Source organism: Streptomyces sp. NPDC029169, from assembly GCF_055563935.1.
In genome coordinates this window covers 242,370-260,502 of record NZ_JBVHXA010000005.1, presented here as the reverse complement: position 1 = coordinate 260,502, position 18,133 = coordinate 242,370, and the positions used below count along the sequence as shown (strand labels likewise).

Here is an 18,133-nt window from a genome sequence, read left to right as displayed (position 1 = left end):
CCGGGCGTACTGCTCCGCCGGACACCGCCCCCGAGGTGAGGCGCTAGCGGGTCTCCGCCGACGCCAGCGCCTCCGTCACGCCCTTCTCGCGCTCCCCCAGGAAGTGCGGATCCGGCCGCAGCGTCGCGTCCACGGCCGCCTTGCCCGCCGCGACGAGCTCCCGGACGCCGCCGTAGTAGAAGACGGAGTCGTGGGGTTCGACGACCTTCACTCCGTACGACTCGATTCCGGCCGCCCGGCAGAGCGCGACCGCCCGCTTGATGTGGAAGTCCTGGGTGACGAGGACGGCCCGGTCCACCCCGAAGATCCTCTTCGCGCGGACGCAGCTGTCCCACGTGTCGAAGCCCGCGTAGTCGCTGACGATCCGGCCGTCCGGCACGCCGCGCCCGGCGAGGTACGCGCGCATCGCGTCGGGCTCGTCGTACTCGGCGCGGCTGTTGTCGCCGGTGACGAGGACGACCTTGACCTTGCCCGCGCGGTAGAGCTCGGCGGCGGTGTCGAGCCGGTGCGCGAGGTACGGCGTGGGCCGCCCCTTCCAGAGGCCGGCGCCGAAGACGACGGCGACGTCCTGCGCGGGGACCTCGGCGGTGGTCCGGAGCCGGCTGTCGGCGACGGCGTGCATCCAGGTGGCGGGGGTGAGGGCGAGGACGGCGCCCAGCATGACGGCCTGGACGGTACGGCGGCGGGCTCGCCGGGTGCGCGGCAGCAGCGGCAGTGGCGTGACCCGCTTCAGCCGGGCGGCCACCCGGGCCGGTACGCGTACGCGTCGCATGGACGAACCTCCGTGGATCTTGCCTGCCCCGTCACCCTGTCCGACGCGGAAACGGGCCCTTCGGTTCGCTCCGGCCGTACAGAACGGTGGCGAGGACCATCCCGAGCAGCCCGCCGACGAGCTGCGCCCCGACGAATCCGGGCAGCGAGGAGGGGGCGATTCCGGTGAAGGAGTCGGAGAAGGCGCGGCCGACCGTCCCGGCCGGGTTGGCGAAGGAGCCCGAGGAGGTGAACCAGATCGCCGCCAGGAGGTACCCGCCGACGGCGACCGGGGCGAGCGAGGAGCGGCCGATGCGGCGCAGCCCCTGGACGAGCAGGACGAGCCCGGCGGTGGCGACGGTCTCGCCGAGCAGCAGGTGGGGATCCGAGCGGACCGCGGTGGACCAGGTGCCCGGCGTCCGCCCGAACATCGCCTCGGCGAGCAGGGCCCCGGCGACGGCCCCGGCGAACTGGGCGGCGAGGTAGACGGCGATCTCGCGGACGTCCGGGGCGCCGTCCTCGCCCCGCCGGGCCCACCACTCGGAGAGCGTGACGACCGGGTTGAGGTGGCCACCGGAGAGGGGGCCGAGGAGGGCGATGAGCAGGCCGAGCCCGAGGGCGGAGGCGAGCGAGTTGGCCAGCAGACGCACCCCGGTGTCCTGGCTGAGCGCGGCCGCCTGGATGCCCGATCCGACGACGACGGCCACCAGCGCGGCGGTGCCGACGAGTTCGGCGACGGCCCGTCTGGACAGCCCGGGGAGAGGAGAGGGAGTCATTCGCATGGCGGAAAAGATATTCCGCTAGACAAAAGAATGAGGAAGGGAGGGGGAAAGCCGTACGATCCGCAGATGATCACCGAGGCTGTCCGCAACAACGCCGCGTGGTGCGAGGCGATGTGCCGCTCCCACGGCCGCCCCGGCGCCTTCGGGCCGCGCGCCTGGACCAACGGGCGCCGCACGCCGCCGTACTACCCCGACGCCGTGACACTGACCGCCGACGCGTCCGTACGGGACGTCCTCGACGGCATCGACCGGAGCGCGCCCGGCGCCTCGGTCAAGGACAGCTTCGCCCGTCTCGATCTGTCCGCCGAGGGCTTCCGGTTGCTGTTCGAGGCGCGCTGGATCCACCGGCCCGCCGGCCTCCCCGTGCCGTCGTCGGACGCGTCCTGGCGTCCCGTCCGTACCGCGGCGGCGCTCGCCGACTGGGCGGCGGCCTGGAGCGGAGGGGACGAGGACGAGGCCGCACTCTTCCGCGCGGAGCTGCTCGCCGACACGGCCACGACGGTCGTCGCGGGGTACGGGGCGGACGGCCGGATCGTCGGGGGAGCGGTGCTCAGCGAGAGCGGCCGGGTGACCGGCGTCTCCAACCTCTTCGCCGCCGACGGCACCGACCCGGCCGCGTCCTGGTCCGGCTGCCTGAGCCTCGTACGGGGCGGCCGCGCCGTCGTCGGCTACGAGTCGGGCGACGACCTGCCGCCCGCGCTGTCCGCCGGTTTCGAGGAGATCGGCTCCCTGCGGGTCTGGCTGGACGCCTGACAGCGCGGACCGGGTGCCGGTGAGGCCACGGAAAACACTCGTGACGCCCACGCAACGGGGAGGCAACGAGCCGCCGTCAGGATCAGGGCATGACGGAGGCGGACAGCACGTTCGACAGCACCGCCGAGCTGCTCGGCACGATCACGACGCGGCTCGGCGAGCGGCTCAGTCACGTCCGGCCGTACGGCCGCCGCGTGACCGGGCGCCCTGCCCCCGCCCTCGTCGCCGTGGGCCACGGCAGCCGCGACCCACGGGCCGCCGCCACCCTCGCCCACCTGATCGACCGCATCCGCGAACTCCGCCCCGGCCTCGACGTCCGCCTGGCCCACATCGAACTGAACACCCCGCTCCTGCCGGACGTCCTCGCCGAACTGACGACGGAGGCCGCCGCCCCGGGGACGGCGGCGGGGCTCGCCGGGACGGTGCACGCCGGGGCGGGGCTCGCGGCCGGCACGGTGCACGCGGCCGGGATGGGGCACGCGGCTGGGACGGTGCACGCGGCCGGGACGGGGCACGCGGCTGGGACGGCGCACGCGGCCGGCACGGTGCACGCGGCTGGGACGGGGCACGCGGCCGGCACGGCGCACGCCGTGGCCTCGGCGGGCCTGGCCGACCCCGGGGCCGTCCTCGTCCCGCTGCTCTTCGGCCCCGGCTATCACGTGAAGTACGACCTGCCCGCCGCGGCCGCCGCCGTGCCCGACGGCCGGGTCCGGATCGCCGAGCCCCTCGGCTCCCACCCGCTGCTCGTCGAGGCCCTCGCCGACCGCCTCGCCGAAGCCGGCTGGACCTCCGCGGACAGCGCCTCGCGCTCCACCGGCGTCGTCCTCGCGGCGGCCGGCTCCCGCGACCCAGAAGCCCTCGCCGCCGTGCGCCGGATCGCCGCCGCGCTGGGGGAGCGGCTCGGCGGGGTGCCCGTCGTCCCCGCGTACGCCTCCGCCGCCACGCCCACCGTCCCCGACGCGCTGCGCGTCCTCGCCGCCCGGGGCCGCCACCGGGTCGCCGTCGCCTCCTGCTTCACCGCCCCCGGCCTCTTCGCCGGCCGCGCCGCCGCTCACGCCCCCTGGATCGCCGCGCCCCCGCTCGGCGCGCACCCCGCCCTCGCCCGCCTGGTCCTCCACCGCTACGACCAGTCCCTCGCCACGACGCCCTTGACCCCCTCGCGCGAACTCGCCTCCGCGTGAGGGCGGCGACGCGAGCGGGCCCGACCGCCTGTCGGTGTCCGGTGTCCCGGCACGGCCGAGCGGACCCACCCCGCCTGCCAGTGTCCCGGCGCCCGGGCCGAGCGGGCCCGACCGCCTGCCGGTGTCCGGCACCCCGACCCGCGGGCCCGACCCACCGGCAGGTGTCCCGGCACGGCCGAGCGGACCCACCCCGCCTGCCAGTGTCCCGGCGCCCGGGCCGAGCGGGCCCGACCACCTGCCGGTGTCCGGCACCCCGGCCGACCGCGGGCCCAACCCCGCCAGCCGATGTCCCGGCACCCTGGCCGAGCGCGCCCGACCCGCCTGGTCGGTGTCCGGCACCCGCGCCGACCCGCGGGCCCGACCCACCGGCCGGTGTCCCGGCACCCCGGCCGAGCGGCCCGACCCGCCCGCCGGCGCGCCCCGGCGCCCCGGGCCGAAAGACACCCGCCCTACCTCCCACTGTCCGCCCCGCCCGTTACCTTCGGTGCATGGAAGGCTTCACGGACACCCCCGGCACCACGGACACCCCTGACTTCACCGATACCTCCGGCATCACGGACACCCCCGGTTACGACGACACCGCCACCGACCGCTGGGCCGCCGAGCCCGACAAGCGGCCCGGGCGGACCGCCTTCCAGCGGGACCGGGCGCGGGTGCTGCACTCCAGCGCCCTGCGCAGACTCGCGGGCAAGACCCAGGTCGTCACCCCCGGCTCGCAGACTCACGCCTGGGACGCCAGCCCCCGCACCCGGCTCACCCACTCCCTGGAGTGCGCCCAGGTCGGGCGCGAGCTGGGCGCCGCGCTCGGCTGCGACCCCGACCTCGTCGAGGCCGCCTGCCTCGCCCACGACATGGGCCATCCGCCCTTCGGGCACAACGGCGAGGTCGCGCTCAACGAGTTCGCCAAGGACTGCGGCGGCTTCGAGGGCAACGCCCAGTCCCTCCGGCTCCTGACCCGTATCGAGCCCAAGCGGTTCATCGCCGACCCCGCCACCGGCCGGCCCGTCAGCGTCGGCCTCAACCTCACCCGTGCCGTCCTCGACGCCGCCACCAAGTACCCCTGGCCGCGCGGCGGCCACCCCGAGAACCCCGACTCGCCCAAGTTCGGCGTGTACGAGGACGACCTGCCCGTCTTCGCCTGGGCCCGCGAGGGCGCCCCCGCGCACCGCAAGTGCTTCGAGGCCCAGGTCATGGACTGGTCCGACGACGTGGCGTACTCCGTCCACGACTTCGAGGACGGCCTGCACGCCGGCCACATCGACCCGAACATGCTCTTCTCGGAGCCCGAGCGCGCCGACATCTGGGCCGTCGCCATCGGCCGTTACGTACCGGACGACACCGATCCGCAGGAGCTCGCCGACGCCCTCGACCGGCTCATCGACCAGGACTGGTGGCCGCACGGCTACGACGGATCGGCCGTCGCCCAGGCCCGCCTCAAGGACGCCACCAGCCAGCTGATCGGCCGCTTCTGCCTCGCCGCCGAGGGCGCCACCCGCCAGACGTACGGCTCCGGCCGCCTCACCCGGTACGCGGCGGAGCTCGTCGTCCCCCGCGAGACCCGCAACGAATGCGCCGTTCTCAAGGCCGTCGCCGACCGGTACGTGATGCAGCGCGCCGAGCAGGAGGCGCTCCGCGCCGACCAGCGCATCGTCCTCGCCGAACTCGCCGAGGCGCTCACCGCCCGCGCCCCCGAGGGCCTCGACCCGCAGTTCCGGGCCCTTTTCGACGCGGCGGACGACGACAGGTCACGCAAGCGGGTGATCATCGACCAGATCGCCTCCCTCACCGACGCCTCCGCCCGCACCCTCCACGCCCGCCTCCGCCACCCCCGCCCGTGATGACCCCCCGCCCCCTTCCGCCATCACGCTCCGTGCGGGACGCTCGGCTGAGGGCCCGAGGCGGTACGGCTCGCCCAACGCCCGGAGGCGTAGCGTAGAAGCGGTCGCAACGAGGAGGCATCAAGTGGTCGACGCAGATCAGACCTTCGTCATCGTCGGCGGGGGACTGGCCGGAGCCAAGGCGGCGGAGACGCTCCGCTCCGAGGGATTCACCGGCCGCGTGATCCTCATCGGCGACGAGCGCGACCACCCCTACGAACGCCCACCGCTCTCCAAGGGCTACCTCACCGGCAAGGAGGAGCGCGACAGCGTCTTCGTGCACGAGCCCGCCTGGTACGCCCGCGCCGAGGTCGAGCTCCACCTCGGGCAGCCCGTCACCGCCGTCGACCGCGAGGCCCGCACCGTACGCCTCGGCGACGGCACCACCATCCGCTACGACCGGCTCCTCCTCGCCACCGGCGCCGAGCCGCGCCGCCTCGACATCCCCGGCACCGGACTCGCCGGCGTCCACCACCTGCGCCGGCTCGCCCACGCCGACCGGCTGCGCCAGGTCCTGGCCGCCCTCGGGCGCGACAACGGCCATCTGGTGATCGCGGGCGGCGGCTGGATCGGCCTGGAGGTCGCCGCCGCGGCCCGCGGCTACGGCGCCGAGGTCACCGTCGTCGAGTCCGAGCCCACCCCGCTCCACCACGTCCTCGGCCCCGAGCTCGGCCAGCTCTTCGCCGATCTGCACACCGAGCACGGCGTCCGCTTCGTCTTCGGCGCCCGGCTCACCGAGATCGTCGGCCAGGACGGCATGGTCCTCGCCGTCCGCACCGACGACGGCGAGGAGCACCCCGCCCACGCCGTCCTCGCCGCGATCGGCGCCGCCCCGCGCACCGCGCTGGCCGAAGCCGCGGGCCTCGCCCTGGTCGACCGCGCGCACGGCGGCGGCATCGCTGTCGACGAGTCGCTGCGCACCTCCGACCCCGAGATCTTCGCCGCCGGCGACGTCGCCGCCGCCCACCACCCGCTCCTGCACTCCCGGCTGCGCGTCGAGCACTGGGCCAACGCCCTCAACGGCGGCCCGGCCGCCGCCCGCGCGATGCTCGGCCAGCACGTCTCGTACGACCGCGTGCCGTACTTCTTCTCCGACCAGTACGACCTCGGCATGGAGTACTCGGGCTGGGCGCCGCCCGGCTCCTACGACCAGGTCGTGCTGCGCGGCGACGTCGGCAAGCGGCAGTTCATCGCCTTCTGGCTCAAGGACCGCAAGGTGCTCGCCGGGATGAACGTGAATGTGTGGGACGTCACAGAGCCGATCCAGCGGCTCATCCGCGCCCAGTCCCCGGTGGACACCGAGGCCCTCGGAGACCCCTCCGTCCCTCTGGAGAGCCTCGTCGGGTGATTCGCCCCCGTAGAATTCCCGCGTGGCCGGCAGGATCAACGATGACGACGTGAAGGCGGTACGGGACGCGGTCCCGATCGACGCCGTCGTGTCCGAGTACCTCCAGCTCCGCAACGCCGGCGGCGGCAACCTCAAGGGGTTGTGCCCCTTCCACGACGAGAAGTCGCCCTCCTTCCAGGTCAGCCCGAGCAAGGGCCTGTTCCACTGCTTCGGCTGCCAGGAGGGCGGCGACACCATCGCCTTCGTGATGAAGATCGACCACCTCTCCTTCTCGGAGACGGTCGAGCGGCTCGCCGCCAAGGCGGGCATCATGCTGCGGTACGAAGAAGGCGGCTACAACCCGGGCCACCAGCGCGGCGAGCGCATCCGGCTGGTCGAGGCGCACAAGGCCGCCACCCAGTACTACATCGACCAACTCGGCTCGCCCGAGGCCGAGATCGGCCGGAAGTTCCTCGCCGAGCGCGGCTTCGACCAGGCCGCAGCCACGCACTTCGGAGTCGGCTACTCCCCGGCCGGCTGGGATCACCTCACCCGCTTCCTGCGCGGCAAGGGCTTCTCCGACAAGGAGCTGATCCTCTCCGGGCTCTCCCAGGACGGCCGCCGCGGCCCCATCGACCGCTTCCGCGGCCGGCTCATGTGGCCCATCCGGGACGTCGGCGGCGACGTCGTCGGCTTCGGCGCGCGCAAGCTCCGCGAGGACGACAACGGGCCCAAGTACCTGAACACGCCCGAGACGCCGATCTACAAGAAGTCCCAGGTGCTCTACGGCGTCGACCTGGCGAAGAAGGACATCGCCAAGGTCAGCCGGGCCGTCGTCGTCGAGGGCTACACCGACGTCATGGCCTGCCACCTCGCCGGGGTCACCACCGCCATCGCCACCTGCGGCACCGCCTTCGGCGGCGACCACATCAAGATCCTCCGCAGGCTCCTGATGGACAACGGCTCGGCCCGCGTCATCTTCACCTTCGACGGCGACGCGGCCGGCCAGAAGGCCGCCCTGCGCGCCTTCGAGGACGACCAGAAGTTCGCCGCCGAGACGTACATCGCCATCGCCCCCGACGGCATGGACCCCTGCGAGCTGCGGCTCGCCAAGGGCGACCAGGCCGTCGCCGAACTGGTCGAGCCGCGCACCCCGCTGTTCGAGTTCGCGCTCCGCCAGATCGTGAAGCGGTACGACCTGGAGACCCCGGCCGGCCGCGCGGCCGCCCTCGACGAGGCCGCGCCGATCGTCGCCCGGATCAAGAACGTCGCCTCGCAGCACGAGGTCGCCGTCCAGCTTGCCGGCATGCTCGGCATCCTCGACACCCAGTTCGTCGTCAAGCGCGTCGGGCAGATCGCCCGCTGGCAGCGCGACCGCGGCGGCCGGGGCGCGCCCGGGCCGGCGGCCCCGCAGCATGGGGGTGCCTCCCGTGCCCGAAGGGCTACGGGGGAGTACGAGACCACCCAGGCGCCCACCGCGCCCTCCGGCCCGGCGCTCAACCTGCGCAGCCCCGCGCACCGCACCGAGCGCGAACTGCTCAAGCTCGCCCTCCAGCACCCAGAGCTCGTCTCCCCGGCCTTCGACGCGTACGGCGTCGACGAGTTCACCGCCCCGCCCTACGCGGCCGTCCGCCAGTGCGTCCAGGACGCGGGCGGCGCCACCGGCGCGCCCGCCGACTACCTGTCCGCCGTCCGCGAGGCCGCGCCCAACGACACCGTCCGCGCGCTCGTCACCGAACTCGCCGTCGAGACGATCTTCGCCAAGGTCGTCGACGAGGTCTACGCGGGCGCCCAGCTCGTCTCGGTCCGGCTGCGCGCGGTCGACCGCCGCATCCGCGACATCCAGGGCACTCTGGCCCGCCTCGGCGCACACGCCGACCCGGCCCAACTCGCCGCCGTACAGAACGAGTTGTGGGTCCTCACGCAGTACGCCCAGTCGCTGCGCACCAACGGCGCCGCCGCGCTCTGACGTTCGGTCACCCGGCGAACTCAAAAAGTCACCGCACGCCCCTCGTGGCGGTGATGTGTCGTACCCCACACTGGGGAGCGGTGCCTGAGCCCCCGGAGCACCGGCAGCGATCACCTGGAGGTCGCCCCCGTGCAGACCCAGACCCTGTCCCCGACGGATGTCGTGCCCGGGCAGCGCCCGGCCGCCCACCACCCGGAGGCACCGGCCTCCGAGGAGCCGGCCGAGGCCTCCGAGCCGGTAGAGGCCTCCGGTCCACCCGGGCCGGCAGAGGCCCCCGATCCGCCAGAGGCCTCCGATCCGCCCGAGCCCGCCGAGTTCGTGGACGACACGCCCGAACCGGAGCCGGTTCCGCGCCGCGTCGATGTCGGCGGGAACGGGCCCTCCTCCGATCTCTTCCGCCAGTACCTGCGGGAGATAGGCCGTATCCCGCTGCTCACCGCCGCCGAGGAGGTCGAACTCGCCCGCCGCGTCGAGGCCGGGCTCTTCGCCGAGGCGAAGCTCGCGGGCACCCCCGACCTGGACTCGCAGCTGGCGCTCGACCTGGACCGGCTCGTCGTCCTCGGCCGGATGGCCAAGCGGCGGCTCATCGAGGCCAATCTGCGGCTCGTCGTCTCCGTCGCCAAGCGGTACGTCGGGCGCGGGCTGACCATGCTCGACCTGGTCCAGGAGGGGAACCTGGGCCTGATCCGGGCCGTGGAGAAGTTCGACTATGCGCGGGGCTACAAGTTCTCGACGTACGCGACCTGGTGGATCCGCCAGGCGATGTCCCGGGCCCTCGCCGACCAGGCCCGGACCATCCGCGTCCCCGTCCATGTCGTCGAACTGATCAACCGGGTGGTCCGGGTGCAGCGCCGCATGCTCCAGGAACGCGGCTACGAACCCACCCCTGAAGAGGTCGCCGCCCAGCTCGACCTGGCCCCCGAGCGCGTCGGCGAGGTACTGCGCCTCGCCCAGGAACCGGTCTCCCTGCACGCCCCCGTCGGCGAGGAGGACGACGTCGCGCTCGGCGACCTCATCGAGGACGGCGACGCCACGAGCCCCGTGGAGTCGGCCGCGTTCCTGCTGCTGCGCGAGCACCTGGAGGCGGTCCTCTCCACCCTCGGCGAGCGCGAACGCAAGGTGGTCCAGCTCCGCTACGGCCTTGACGACGGCAGACCCCGCACCCTGGAGGAGATCGGCCGGCTCTTCGGCGTGACGCGCGAACGCATCCGCCAGATCGAGTCGAAGACCCTCAACAAGCTGCGGGACCACGCCTTCGCGGACCAACTGCGCGGCTACCTGGACTAGTCGACCTCCGCGACCGCCTCCGCGAACTGGGCCGCGTACAGCCGCGCGTACGCGCCCTGCGAGGCCAACAGCTCGTCGTGCGTGCCCTGTTCGACGATCGAGCCGTTCTCCATCACCAGGATCACGTCCGCGTCCCTGATGGTGGAGAGCCGGTGGGCGATCACGAAGGACGTCCGCCCGTGGGCGAGGCGCGCCATCGCCTTCTGGATCAGCACCTCCGTACGCGTGTCGACCGAGCTGGTCGCCTCGTCCAGGACCAGGATCACCGGGTCGGACAGGAACGCCCGCGCGATGGTGATCAGCTGCTTCTCGCCGGCGCTGACGCCCGAGCCCTCGTCGTCGATGACGGTGTCGTAGCCGTCGGGCAGGGTACGGATGAACCGGTCGGCGTGCGCGGCCCGCGCCGCCTCCTCGATCTGCTCCCGGGTGACCTCGCCGCCCGCTCCGTACGCGATGTTCTCGGCGATCGTGCCGCCGAAGAGCCAGGTGTCCTGGAGCACCATGCCGATCCCGGACCTGAGGTCCTCGCGGGACATCTTCGCCACATCGACCCCGTCGAGGGAGATCCGGCCGCCCGTCACCTCGTAGAACCGCATCAGCAGATTGACCAGGGTCGTCTTGCCGGCGCCCGTCGGGCCGACGATCGCGACCGTCTGCCCCGGCTCCACCGTCAGGGACAGATCCTCGATGAGCGGCTTGTCGGGCTCGTAGCGGAAGGACACCTCCTCCAGGGCGACCTTGCCCAGCGACTCCGAGGGCCTCTCGCCGGCCGCCGGGGCGTCCGGCTCCTGTTCCTCGGCGTCGAGGAGCTCGAAGATCCGCTCGGCCGAGGCGACACCCGACTGCAGCAGGTTCGCCATCGACGCGACCTGCGTCAGCGGCATCGAGAACTGGCGGGAGTACTGGATGAACGCCTGCACGTCACCGATCGACAGCGTGCCGCTCGCCACCCGTAGCCCGCCGACCACGGCGACGAGCACGTAGTTGATGTTCGAGATGAAGAACATCACCGGCTGCATGAGACCGCTGTTGAACTGGGCCTTGAAGCCGGCCTCGTACAGCGCCTCGTTCTGCTCGCGGAAGTCGGCGGCCGACTCGTCCTGCCGCCCGAAGACCTTCACCAGGGCGTGGCCGGTGTACATCTCCTCCACATGGGCGTTGAGCGTGCCCGTGGACCGCCACTGCTGCACGAAGTGCGGCTGCGACCGCTTGCCGACCTTCGTCGCCACGACCACCGACACCGGCACGGTCACCAGCGCGACGAGCGCGAGGAGCGGCGAGATCCAGAACATCATCGCCAGCACACCGACGATGGTGAGCAGCGAGTTGATCAGCTGCCCCATCGACTGCTGGAGCGTCTGCGAGATGTTGTCGATGTCGTTGGTGGCCCGGCTCAGCACCTCGCCGCGCTTGGCCTTGTCGAAGTACGACAGTGGCAGCCGCGCCAGCTTCGCCTGGATGTCCTCCCGCATCCGGTAGACGGTCCGGTTGATCACCTTGATCGACATCCGGGTCGCCACCAGCATGAGGAGACCGGCCGCCACGTAGATGGCCAGGACCCACAGCAGCACCTCGCCGACGGCGGCGAAGTCGATGCCCTGCCCGGGGGTGAAGTCGACCCCGGACAGCATGTCGGCCATCCCGTCATCGCCCTTGGCCCGCAGGCTCGCGATGGCCTGGGCCTTCGTCGTGCCGTCGGGCATCTGCCGCCCGACCACACCCGCGAAGACCAGGTCGGTCGCCTTGCCGAGGATCTTCGGACCGACCACCGAGGCCGCCACGCTGAGCAGCGCGGCGATCAGCATCAGCCACAGCGCGCCACGATCGGGAGCCAGCTGCCTCAGCAGCCGCTTGCTGGAGCCCTTGAAGTCGACCGACCGCTGGTCGGGGCCGCCACCGGCCATCATTCGTCCGCCAGGACCGGCCATCAGGCTGCCTCCGCCTCGGTCAGCTGGGAGAGCACGATCTCCCGGTACGTCTCATTGCCCGCCATCAGGTCGTGATGGCGCCCGGTGCCCACGACCCGGCCCTCGTCCAGGACCACGATGCGGTCGGCGTCCCGGATGGTCGACACCCGCTGGGCGACGATCACGACGGTCGAGTCCGCCGTCTCCGCCTTCAGCGCCTCCCGCAGCAACGCGTCGGTCTGGTAGTCGAGCGCCGAGAACGAGTCGTCGAAGAGATAGATCTCCGGCCGCTGCACCAGCGTCCGCGCGATCGCGAGCCGCTGCCGCTGCCCGCCGGAGACGTTCGTGCCGCCCTGCGCGATCGGCGCGTGCAGCCCGTTCTCCAGCTTCTTCACGAAGTCGGCCGCCTGCGCGACCTCAAGGGCGTGCCACAGCTCGTCGTCGGTCGCGTCGGGCTTGCCGTACCGGAGGTTCGTCGCTACCGACCCGGAGAAGAGGTACGGCTTCTGCGGCACGAGCCCCACGGTCCGCGCCATCAGTTCCGGATCCAGCTTCCGTACGTCCACGCCGTCGACGAGCACCTCGCCGCCGGTCACGTCGAACAGCCGCGGCACCAGTCCGAGCAGCGTCGACTTGCCGCTGCCGGTCGAACCGATGATCGCCGTCGTCTCGCCCGGCCGGGCCACCAGCTCCACGTCCTTCAGGACCGACTCCTCGGCACCCGGGTAGCGGAAGTCCGCGTTCCGCACCTCCAGATGACCGCGCTGCGCCAGCTCACGGACCGGCTCTGTCGGCGGCACGACGCTGCTCTCCGTGGAGAGGACCTCCTGGATGCGCTCGGCGCACACCTCGGCCCGCGGCACCATCATGAACATGAACGTGGCCATCATGACGGCCATGACGATCTGCATCAGATAGGCGAGGAAGGCGGTGAGTGCGCCGATCTCCATCCCGCCGCTGTCGATGCGGTGCGCTCCGAACCAGACCACGGCGACGCTGGAGATGTTCACGACGGTCATCACGGTCGGGAACATCAGCGCCATCAGCCGGCCCGTCGCCATCGAGACGTCGGTCAGCTCGGTGTTGGAGACCTTGAACCGCTCCCGCTCGTAGCCGTCCTTCACGAACGCGCGGATCACCCGGTTGCCGGTGATCTGCTCGCGCAGCACCCGGTTCACCGTGTCGAGCCGCTCCTGCATGGTCCGGAACAGCGGCCGCATCTTCTTCACGATCAGCGAGACCGAGATGCCGAGGACCGGCACGACCGCGAGCAGCACCGCCGACAGCGGCACGTCCTGCCCGAGCGCCATGACGATGCCGCCGACGCACATGATGGGCGCGGAGACCATCAGCGTGAACGCCATCAGGACCAGCATCTGGACCTGCTGGACGTCGTTGGTGGTACGGGTGATCAGCGACGGCGCGCCGAACTGCCCGACCTCACGGGCGGAGAACGACTGCACCCGCCCGAAGATCGCGGCGCGGACGTCCCGGCCGAGCGCGGAGGCGGTCCGCGCCCCGTAGTAGACGGCGCCGATGTTGCAGACGACCTGGACCACGGAGACGGCGATCATCACGGCGCCGAACCGCAGGATGTAGCCGGTGTCCCCGTCGACGACACCGTTGTCGATGATGTCCGCGTTCAGGGTCGGCAGATAGAGGGACGCGCAGGTCTGCAGGAACTGCAGCAGGACCAGCAGACCGATGGGCTTCTTGTACGGTCGAAGGTGGGTTCGGAGAAGTCGTAGGAGCACGGGTCCTACTATCGCCCGCGCCCCCGCGACGTTACGACCGGGTTTTGTCGAGTCGTGAAGCAACTCCGCTACAAGCCGAACGCGGTTGGGCTACGGGGCGAAGGTGCTCCCGCTACGAGCCGAACGCGCTGCCGCACGCAGCCGGACGGGCTCCTGCATGCAGCCGGACGCGCTCCCGCACGCAGCCGGACGGGCTCCTGCATGCAGCCGGACGCGCTGCCGCACCCAGCCGGACGCGCTCCCGCACCCGCTCCCGCACGCAGCCGGACGCGCCCGGGTGGATCTGCTCCCGCGTGGTGGCCACGTGTGGGTGGCCACGTACTGATGCCGCTACGAGGCGAAGGCACCCGGGTGGATCTGCTCCCGCGTGGCCACGTACTGCTGCCGTACCGCCTGACCGACGGCCAGCTCCTCGCCCGGCTCGAAGACCTGGGCCGCGGCGCCCTGCCAGGCCGGGGGAGCGGCCGGGGAGAGCGTGCCCCGCGAGACCCCGAGCGCCCACGCGGCCTGCCGGGCGGCGCCAAGGGCCGCGTAGTCCGCGGGCTGCGGGACGACGACCTGCGCGCCGAAGACCGCCGGGGCGATGGCCTGGATGGCGGGCAGTCCGGCCGCGGCGCCCAGCAGGAACACCCGGCGCACCTCGACACCGCGTCCGCGCAGTACGTCCATGGCGTCGGTGAGCGCGCAAAGCATGCCCTCGAACGCGGCCCGCGCGAGGTGCTCGGGCTTCATCGACTCGCGGCGCAGCCCGCTGAGCGTGCCGGCGGTGTGCGGCAGCTGCGGGGTGCGCTCGCCCTCCAGGTAGGGGAGCAGGACGAGCCCGGAGGAGCCCGGCGTGGACTTCAGCGCCAGCGCCGACAGCTCCTCCAGGCTCTCCGCGCCGAGCATCTCGGCGGTACCGCGGAGGGCCCGCACCGCGTTGGAGGTGTGGACGACGGGGAGGTGCATGCCGGTCGCGTCGGCGAAGGAGGTGATCAGGCCCTGCGGGTCGGCGAGCGCCTCGTGGTGCACGGCCATCACGGAGCCGGAGGCGCCGAGGGAGACGACCGCGTCGCCGGGCCCGAGGCCGAGACCGAGGGCGGCGGCCATCGTCTCGCCCGTGCCGGCGGAGATCAGCAGCCCCTCGGGGGTCGTTCCGGCGGCGTCGGCGGGCCCAATGACCTCGGGCAGCACGGCCTGATGCCCCAGTGCCAACTCGACAAGATCAGGTCGATAGGCGCCCGCGCCGGCGGACCAGTAACCGGTGGAGGAGGCGGCGCCACGGTCGGTCGTACGGCGCAGGGGCCGGCCGAGGAGCTGCCAGACCAGCCAGTCGTGCGGCTGGAGGAGCATGGCGACGCGCTGGGCGTTCTCCGGCTCGGCGCGGGCCAGCCAGCGGAGCTTGGCGACCGGCTGCCCGGCCTGCGGTACGGAGCCGACGGCCTCGGCCCAGGCCTGCCGTCCGCCGAACGCCTCGATCAGATCCGCGGCGGCGACCTGTGCGCGCTTGTCGTTGCCGACCATCGCGGGCCGCACGAGCCCGCCCTGCGGGTCGAGCGGCACGAGCCCGTGCTGCTGGGCGGAGACCCCGATGGCCTGCACCCCTTCGAGCAGCCCGCCGCCGGCCGCCTCGCCGAGCGAGAGCAGCCAGGCCTGCGGGTCGACATCGGTGGCCTTGGGTTCCCCCGGGTGCGGGGCGTACCCGTGGCGCAGTACGGCACCCGTATCCGCGTCGCAGACGACGATGCGTGTGAACTCGGCAGAGCTGTCCAAGCCGGCGACTATCCCCATGGGGGGAGATTCTGCCGCACGCGGAGGAGTAGGGGGAGCGTGTGCGGGGTAGGAGACGCGCTTTCGGGCGGGTTGCCCGCGCGGCTCAGGTGTTGCTCACACCCCAGTCGTCCTCGATCACCTGGCCCACCTGGCCGTTGTGGTGGCGCAGCGAGTGGATCCGGTCGGTGACCGACGCGGGCAGCTTGTCGCCGACCTTGTCGCTCACGGCGTGGAACGCCTTGCCGGCGACCTCGCGCCCGGTCTGCGCCGCGGACTCGGCGGCGTTGCGCACCGCCGGGTTCTGCGAGAAGTCCTTCGCGGACTTCTTCATCTGCTCGTAGCGCTCGCGCCCGGCGCGCGTGCCGATGACGTAACCGAGGGCCAGCCCCACGACGAACGTCAGCTTGTACCGCACGGCGGCACCACCCTTCCCTTGAGCTTCCCTGTTGCCTCACTGGTGCCCACGAGCGCCCACGGCATACCGATTGGCGGAGCACCCCCCTGCTTGCGCTAATGTATGTGTCGCAGCGAGCGCGCGCCGCCTGGGAACACCCGAGGTGGATCCGTTCGGTGCAACGCAGCAATCCCCTGTAGCTCAATTGGCAGAGCAGCCGGCTGTTAACCGGCAGGTTACTGGTTCGAGTCCAGTCGGGGGAGCGCGATCCCCTGTAGCTCAATTGGCAGAGCATTCGGCTGTTAACCGGAGGGTTGCTGGTTCGAGTCCAGCCGGGGGAGCAAGCGAAAAAGGACCCTGAGGGGTCCTTTTTCTTATGTCCGGGAACCATCCACCACGCTGCGCGGTCCTCATGGTCGAGCAGCGCGTGGCAGAGCCGACCATCCGGAGCAGGAGATCGTATGAGCGGCTATGCTGCGGCAGACGGCGCGCACACATGTACGCGCGCCACCGTCAGGGGCGGTAGCTCAGCCGGTTAGAGCAGCGGACTCATAATCCGTCGGCCGTGGGTTCGAGTCCCACCCGCCCCACCGACTGCTCGTGGACGCAGGAAGGTTTCGCCTGACCTCTACCAGCGGCGCCTGCGTCCCACGGTGCACCCCGGGTGGCCGGGGATCCCGTAGCGACACGCCGGGGTCACCCGGATGTACTTCATCGCACTCATGACTGTGGCCTCTGGATTCGATCCAGGGGCCACAGTCGTTTCTTCATCACGGGGCTTTAGGCGACGTCACCGCACCGCGCGAGCGCGCGGTGAGCAACGCGGTGGTCGTGGTCAAGCGCCCGTAGCGGTCACGGGCCGGCGCGGCATCGCTCACGCAGGCTGTCGCGGTGAGCGGAACGGGGGCGGCGAGTCCGGGGGTGGGCTGGCGCGGCAGTGGAGTGGGGCGGCCGGGGCGGCGATCGGCGGCCGACGGCCGTCGGTGAGCCAGATCGCGAACCTAAGCCCGCTCTCGCCTCCCCGCCCTGGACGGATATGCCCGCGGTTCCGCGAGCAGGTCGTCGAGGAGGCGTAGCCGGGTCTCGGGGAAGGACTCCGCTATGGCCTCGCGCATCATCGCTTCACCCTCCGGGTCGGGGACGGTGCACTGTGCACGTGTCTCCTCGTCCGGCCAGCGGGCGTATGCCACCCATGTGCCGTCGTCCGCCTGGTGCAGCCGCGACCCGTAGCTGCCGCATTCCCGGCGGATCGCCAACGTCACCCGATGCCAGCCGTCCATGAGCAGCCGCTCTTTGCCCGGATGGAGACGCCACCGGTAGATCACCGCGAACATGTCCCACTCCCCCTTGCTTCACTTGATTCGTGCTGGATCTTGGACGTCAGCGGTCGCGCGGTCCGAAGATCGTGCGGTCGGTCTCGGTGATGCGCAGGTCGTTGATGCTGGCTTCGCGCCGTCGCATCAGGCCGTCGGGGGCGAACTCCCAGAGTTCGTTGCCGTGGCTGCGCCACCACTGGCCGTTCGCATCGCGCCACTCGTAGGTGAACCGGACGGCGATCCGGTTCTCGGTGAACGCCCAGAGGTTCTTGCGGAGCGCGTAGTCGTGCTCCTTGTCCCATTTGCGGCGGAGGAAGGCGCGGATCTCGTCGCGTCCGGTGAGGAACTCGTCGCGGTTGCGCCAGACGGAGTCCGGGGTGTAGGCCAGGGCGACCTTCTCGGGGTCGCGGGTGTTCCAGGCGTCTTCCGCGGTTTGGACTTTGAGGGCGGCGGTCTCGGCGGTGAACGGGGGAAGCGGGGGACGGTCGTTGCTCATCGAAGGACTCCTCGGTCTGGTACGGGCGGGGTCGCGTCGGAGGACGCGAGGGCGCGGCTCGCTGCGGTCAGCCGGGTGAGGCCGGACAGGAGCTCGGCGCGCAGGGCCGGGTCGTGGATCAGCCCGTCGGAGCTGATGAGCTGGCGGGGTACGGGGAGCCGGAGGCACGCCTCCGGCACGATCCGGGCTCCGGCGTACGTCAGGACCCGGCGCAGCGAGTCGTGCGCGGGCAGCGCGCCGGTCACGGCGGTGGAGACGTTGATCCAGGCGACGGGCCTGTCGTTGATCTCCGTGCCGCCGACCGTCCAGTCCAGGAGGTTCTTGAACGCTCCGGGCAGGGCGCCGGCGTACTCAGGGGTGCAGAACAGCACCGCGTCCGCCTCGGCGATCCGTCCGCGCAGGTCGGCGACGGAGGGCGGGAGCGGGTCGTGATCGTGGTCGGGGTTGAAGTGGGGCAGGGCGTCGAGGGGAGCGGCGAACCGCGCGGTCACGCCGTCCGGCAGGACGGCGCGTACGGTCCGCAGCGTCGCTTCGTTCACCGATCCTGTACGGACGCTGCCGCACACCAGCAGGATCCTCATGGGACCT

Annotated in this window: 15 protein-coding genes and 3 tRNA genes; 9 read left to right on the top strand and 9 right to left on the bottom strand. The window is 72.2% G+C overall.

Annotation, left to right across the window (positions count from 1 at the left end; translation table 11 throughout):
- Positions 1-43: 43 nt before the first annotated feature.
- Both ACZ4VI_RS12525 and ACZ4VI_RS12520 read right to left on the bottom strand, forming a co-directional pair.
- Positions 44-772 (bottom strand): SanA/YdcF family protein, encoded by a 729-nt coding sequence (locus ACZ4VI_RS12525; RefSeq protein WP_467999156.1) that lies wholly within the window; start codon positions 770-772, stop codon positions 44-46.
- A 31-nt stretch (positions 773-803) separates the two neighbouring features.
- On the bottom strand, positions 804-1,532 hold the full coding sequence (locus ACZ4VI_RS12520) for an aquaporin (protein WP_467999155.1): 729 nt from the start codon (positions 1,530-1,532) through the stop codon (positions 804-806).
- A gap of 66 nt (positions 1,533-1,598) precedes the next feature.
- Between ACZ4VI_RS12520 and ACZ4VI_RS12515 the strand changes: the two genes are divergently transcribed.
- From ACZ4VI_RS12515 to ACZ4VI_RS12490, 6 genes are all read left to right on the top strand, one after another.
- The gene (locus tag ACZ4VI_RS12515; RefSeq protein WP_467999154.1) at positions 1,599-2,285 is read left to right on the top strand and encodes a hypothetical protein; all 687 of its coding nucleotides are present in this window, start codon (positions 1,599-1,601) and stop codon (positions 2,283-2,285) included.
- Positions 2,286-2,374: 89 nt separating this feature from the next.
- Complete coding sequence (locus tag ACZ4VI_RS12510; RefSeq protein ID WP_467999153.1) at positions 2,375-3,466, top strand: sirohydrochlorin chelatase; 1,092 nt, start codon at positions 2,375-2,377, stop codon at positions 3,464-3,466.
- A gap of 488 nt (positions 3,467-3,954) precedes the next feature.
- A complete protein-coding gene (locus ACZ4VI_RS12505; RefSeq protein ID WP_467999152.1) occupies positions 3,955-5,304 on the top strand; it encodes a deoxyguanosinetriphosphate triphosphohydrolase in 1,350 nt (449 codons plus the stop codon).
- A gap of 124 nt (positions 5,305-5,428) precedes the next feature.
- Positions 5,429-6,691 (top strand): NAD(P)/FAD-dependent oxidoreductase, encoded by a 1,263-nt coding sequence (locus ACZ4VI_RS12500; protein ID WP_467999151.1) that lies wholly within the window; start codon positions 5,429-5,431, stop codon positions 6,689-6,691.
- 22 nt (positions 6,692-6,713) lie between these two features.
- Entirely contained in the window at positions 6,714-8,639 is a 1,926-nt protein-coding gene (gene dnaG, locus ACZ4VI_RS12495; RefSeq protein WP_467999150.1) for a DNA primase, read from the top strand.
- A gap of 84 nt (positions 8,640-8,723) precedes the next feature.
- Positions 8,724-9,926, top strand: coding sequence for an RNA polymerase sigma factor (locus ACZ4VI_RS12490; protein WP_467999315.1), 1,203 nt, complete (start codon positions 8,724-8,726; stop codon positions 9,924-9,926).
- On the opposite strand, the gene ACZ4VI_RS12485 is transcribed toward ACZ4VI_RS12490, so the two are convergent.
- The 4 genes from ACZ4VI_RS12485 to ACZ4VI_RS12470 all read right to left on the bottom strand — a co-directional run bounded on the left by ACZ4VI_RS12485 (position 9,923) and on the right by ACZ4VI_RS12470 (position 15,754).
- Positions 9,923-11,854 (bottom strand): ABC transporter ATP-binding protein, encoded by a 1,932-nt coding sequence (locus ACZ4VI_RS12485; RefSeq protein ID WP_467999149.1) that lies wholly within the window; start codon positions 11,852-11,854, stop codon positions 9,923-9,925. The genes ACZ4VI_RS12490 and ACZ4VI_RS12485 overlap by 4 nt on opposite strands.
- The gene (locus ACZ4VI_RS12480; protein ID WP_467999148.1) at positions 11,854-13,587 is read right to left on the bottom strand and encodes an ABC transporter ATP-binding protein; all 1,734 of its coding nucleotides are present in this window, start codon (positions 13,585-13,587) and stop codon (positions 11,854-11,856) included. The genes ACZ4VI_RS12485 and ACZ4VI_RS12480 overlap by 1 nt, the downstream gene beginning before the upstream one ends.
- Positions 13,588-13,917: 330 nt before the next feature.
- Positions 13,918-15,357, bottom strand: coding sequence for an FGGY family carbohydrate kinase (locus ACZ4VI_RS12475; protein WP_467999147.1), 1,440 nt, complete (start codon positions 15,355-15,357; stop codon positions 13,918-13,920).
- Between the two features lie 85 nt (positions 15,358-15,442).
- Positions 15,443-15,754 (bottom strand): YtxH domain-containing protein, encoded by a 312-nt coding sequence (locus ACZ4VI_RS12470; protein ID WP_467999146.1) that lies wholly within the window; start codon positions 15,752-15,754, stop codon positions 15,443-15,445.
- 169 nt (positions 15,755-15,923) lie between these two features.
- On the opposite strand from ACZ4VI_RS12470, the gene ACZ4VI_RS12465 reads away from it, so the two are divergent.
- From ACZ4VI_RS12465 to ACZ4VI_RS12455, 3 genes are all read left to right on the top strand, one after another.
- Positions 15,924-15,996 (top strand) — tRNA-Asn (locus ACZ4VI_RS12465).
- Between the two features lie 5 nt (positions 15,997-16,001).
- Positions 16,002-16,074: transfer RNA gene (locus ACZ4VI_RS12460), tRNA-Asn, on the top strand.
- Between the two features lie 175 nt (positions 16,075-16,249).
- Positions 16,250-16,323: transfer RNA gene (locus ACZ4VI_RS12455), tRNA-Ile, on the top strand.
- A gap of 411 nt (positions 16,324-16,734) precedes the next feature.
- Here the strand turns inward: ACZ4VI_RS12455 and ACZ4VI_RS12450 are convergent.
- The 3 genes from ACZ4VI_RS12450 to ACZ4VI_RS12440 are packed head-to-tail and all read right to left on the bottom strand — an operon-like array spanning position 16,735 to position 18,126.
- A complete protein-coding gene (locus ACZ4VI_RS12450; RefSeq protein WP_467999145.1) occupies positions 16,735-17,067 on the bottom strand; it encodes a hypothetical protein in 333 nt (110 codons plus the stop codon).
- Between the two features lie 46 nt (positions 17,068-17,113).
- Positions 17,114-17,545 (bottom strand): nuclear transport factor 2 family protein, encoded by a 432-nt coding sequence (locus tag ACZ4VI_RS12445; RefSeq protein WP_467999144.1) that lies wholly within the window; start codon positions 17,543-17,545, stop codon positions 17,114-17,116.
- Positions 17,542-18,126 carry an NADPH-dependent FMN reductase gene (locus ACZ4VI_RS12440; protein WP_467999143.1) on the bottom strand — a complete coding sequence of 195 codons (585 nt, stop codon included), beginning with the start codon at positions 18,124-18,126 and terminating at the stop codon, positions 17,542-17,544. Before ACZ4VI_RS12440 ends, ACZ4VI_RS12445 begins: the two co-directional genes overlap by 4 nt.
- Between the last annotated feature and the right edge of the window lie 7 nt (positions 18,127-18,133).

What these genes read in the sequence shown, in the direction of transcription:
- ACZ4VI_RS12525 (WP_467999156.1), bottom strand. Translation starts at nt 772, where the DNA reads ATGCGACGCGTACGCGTACCGGCCCGGGTGGCCGCCCGGCTGAAGCGG.
- ACZ4VI_RS12520 (WP_467999155.1), bottom strand. Translation starts at nt 1,532, where the DNA reads ATGCGAATGACTCCCTCTCCTCTCCCCGGGCTGTCCAGACGGGCCGTC.
- ACZ4VI_RS12515 (WP_467999154.1), top strand. Translation starts at nt 1,599, where the DNA reads ATGATCACCGAGGCTGTCCGCAACAACGCCGCGTGGTGCGAGGCGATG.
- ACZ4VI_RS12510 (WP_467999153.1), top strand. Translation starts at nt 2,375, where the DNA reads ATGACGGAGGCGGACAGCACGTTCGACAGCACCGCCGAGCTGCTCGGC.
- ACZ4VI_RS12505 (WP_467999152.1), top strand. Translation starts at nt 3,955, where the DNA reads ATGGAAGGCTTCACGGACACCCCCGGCACCACGGACACCCCTGACTTC.
- ACZ4VI_RS12485 (WP_467999149.1), bottom strand. Translation starts at nt 11,854, where the DNA reads ATGGCCGGTCCTGGCGGACGAATGATGGCCGGTGGCGGCCCCGACCAG.
- ACZ4VI_RS12475 (WP_467999147.1), bottom strand. Translation starts at nt 15,357, where the DNA reads ATGGGGATAGTCGCCGGCTTGGACAGCTCTGCCGAGTTCACACGCATC.
- ACZ4VI_RS12450 (WP_467999145.1), bottom strand. Translation starts at nt 17,067, where the DNA reads ATGTTCGCGGTGATCTACCGGTGGCGTCTCCATCCGGGCAAAGAGCGG.
- ACZ4VI_RS12445 (WP_467999144.1), bottom strand. Translation starts at nt 17,545, where the DNA reads ATGAGCAACGACCGTCCCCCGCTTCCCCCGTTCACCGCCGAGACCGCC.
- ACZ4VI_RS12440 (WP_467999143.1), bottom strand. Translation starts at nt 18,126, where the DNA reads ATGAGGATCCTGCTGGTGTGCGGCAGCGTCCGTACAGGATCGGTGAAC.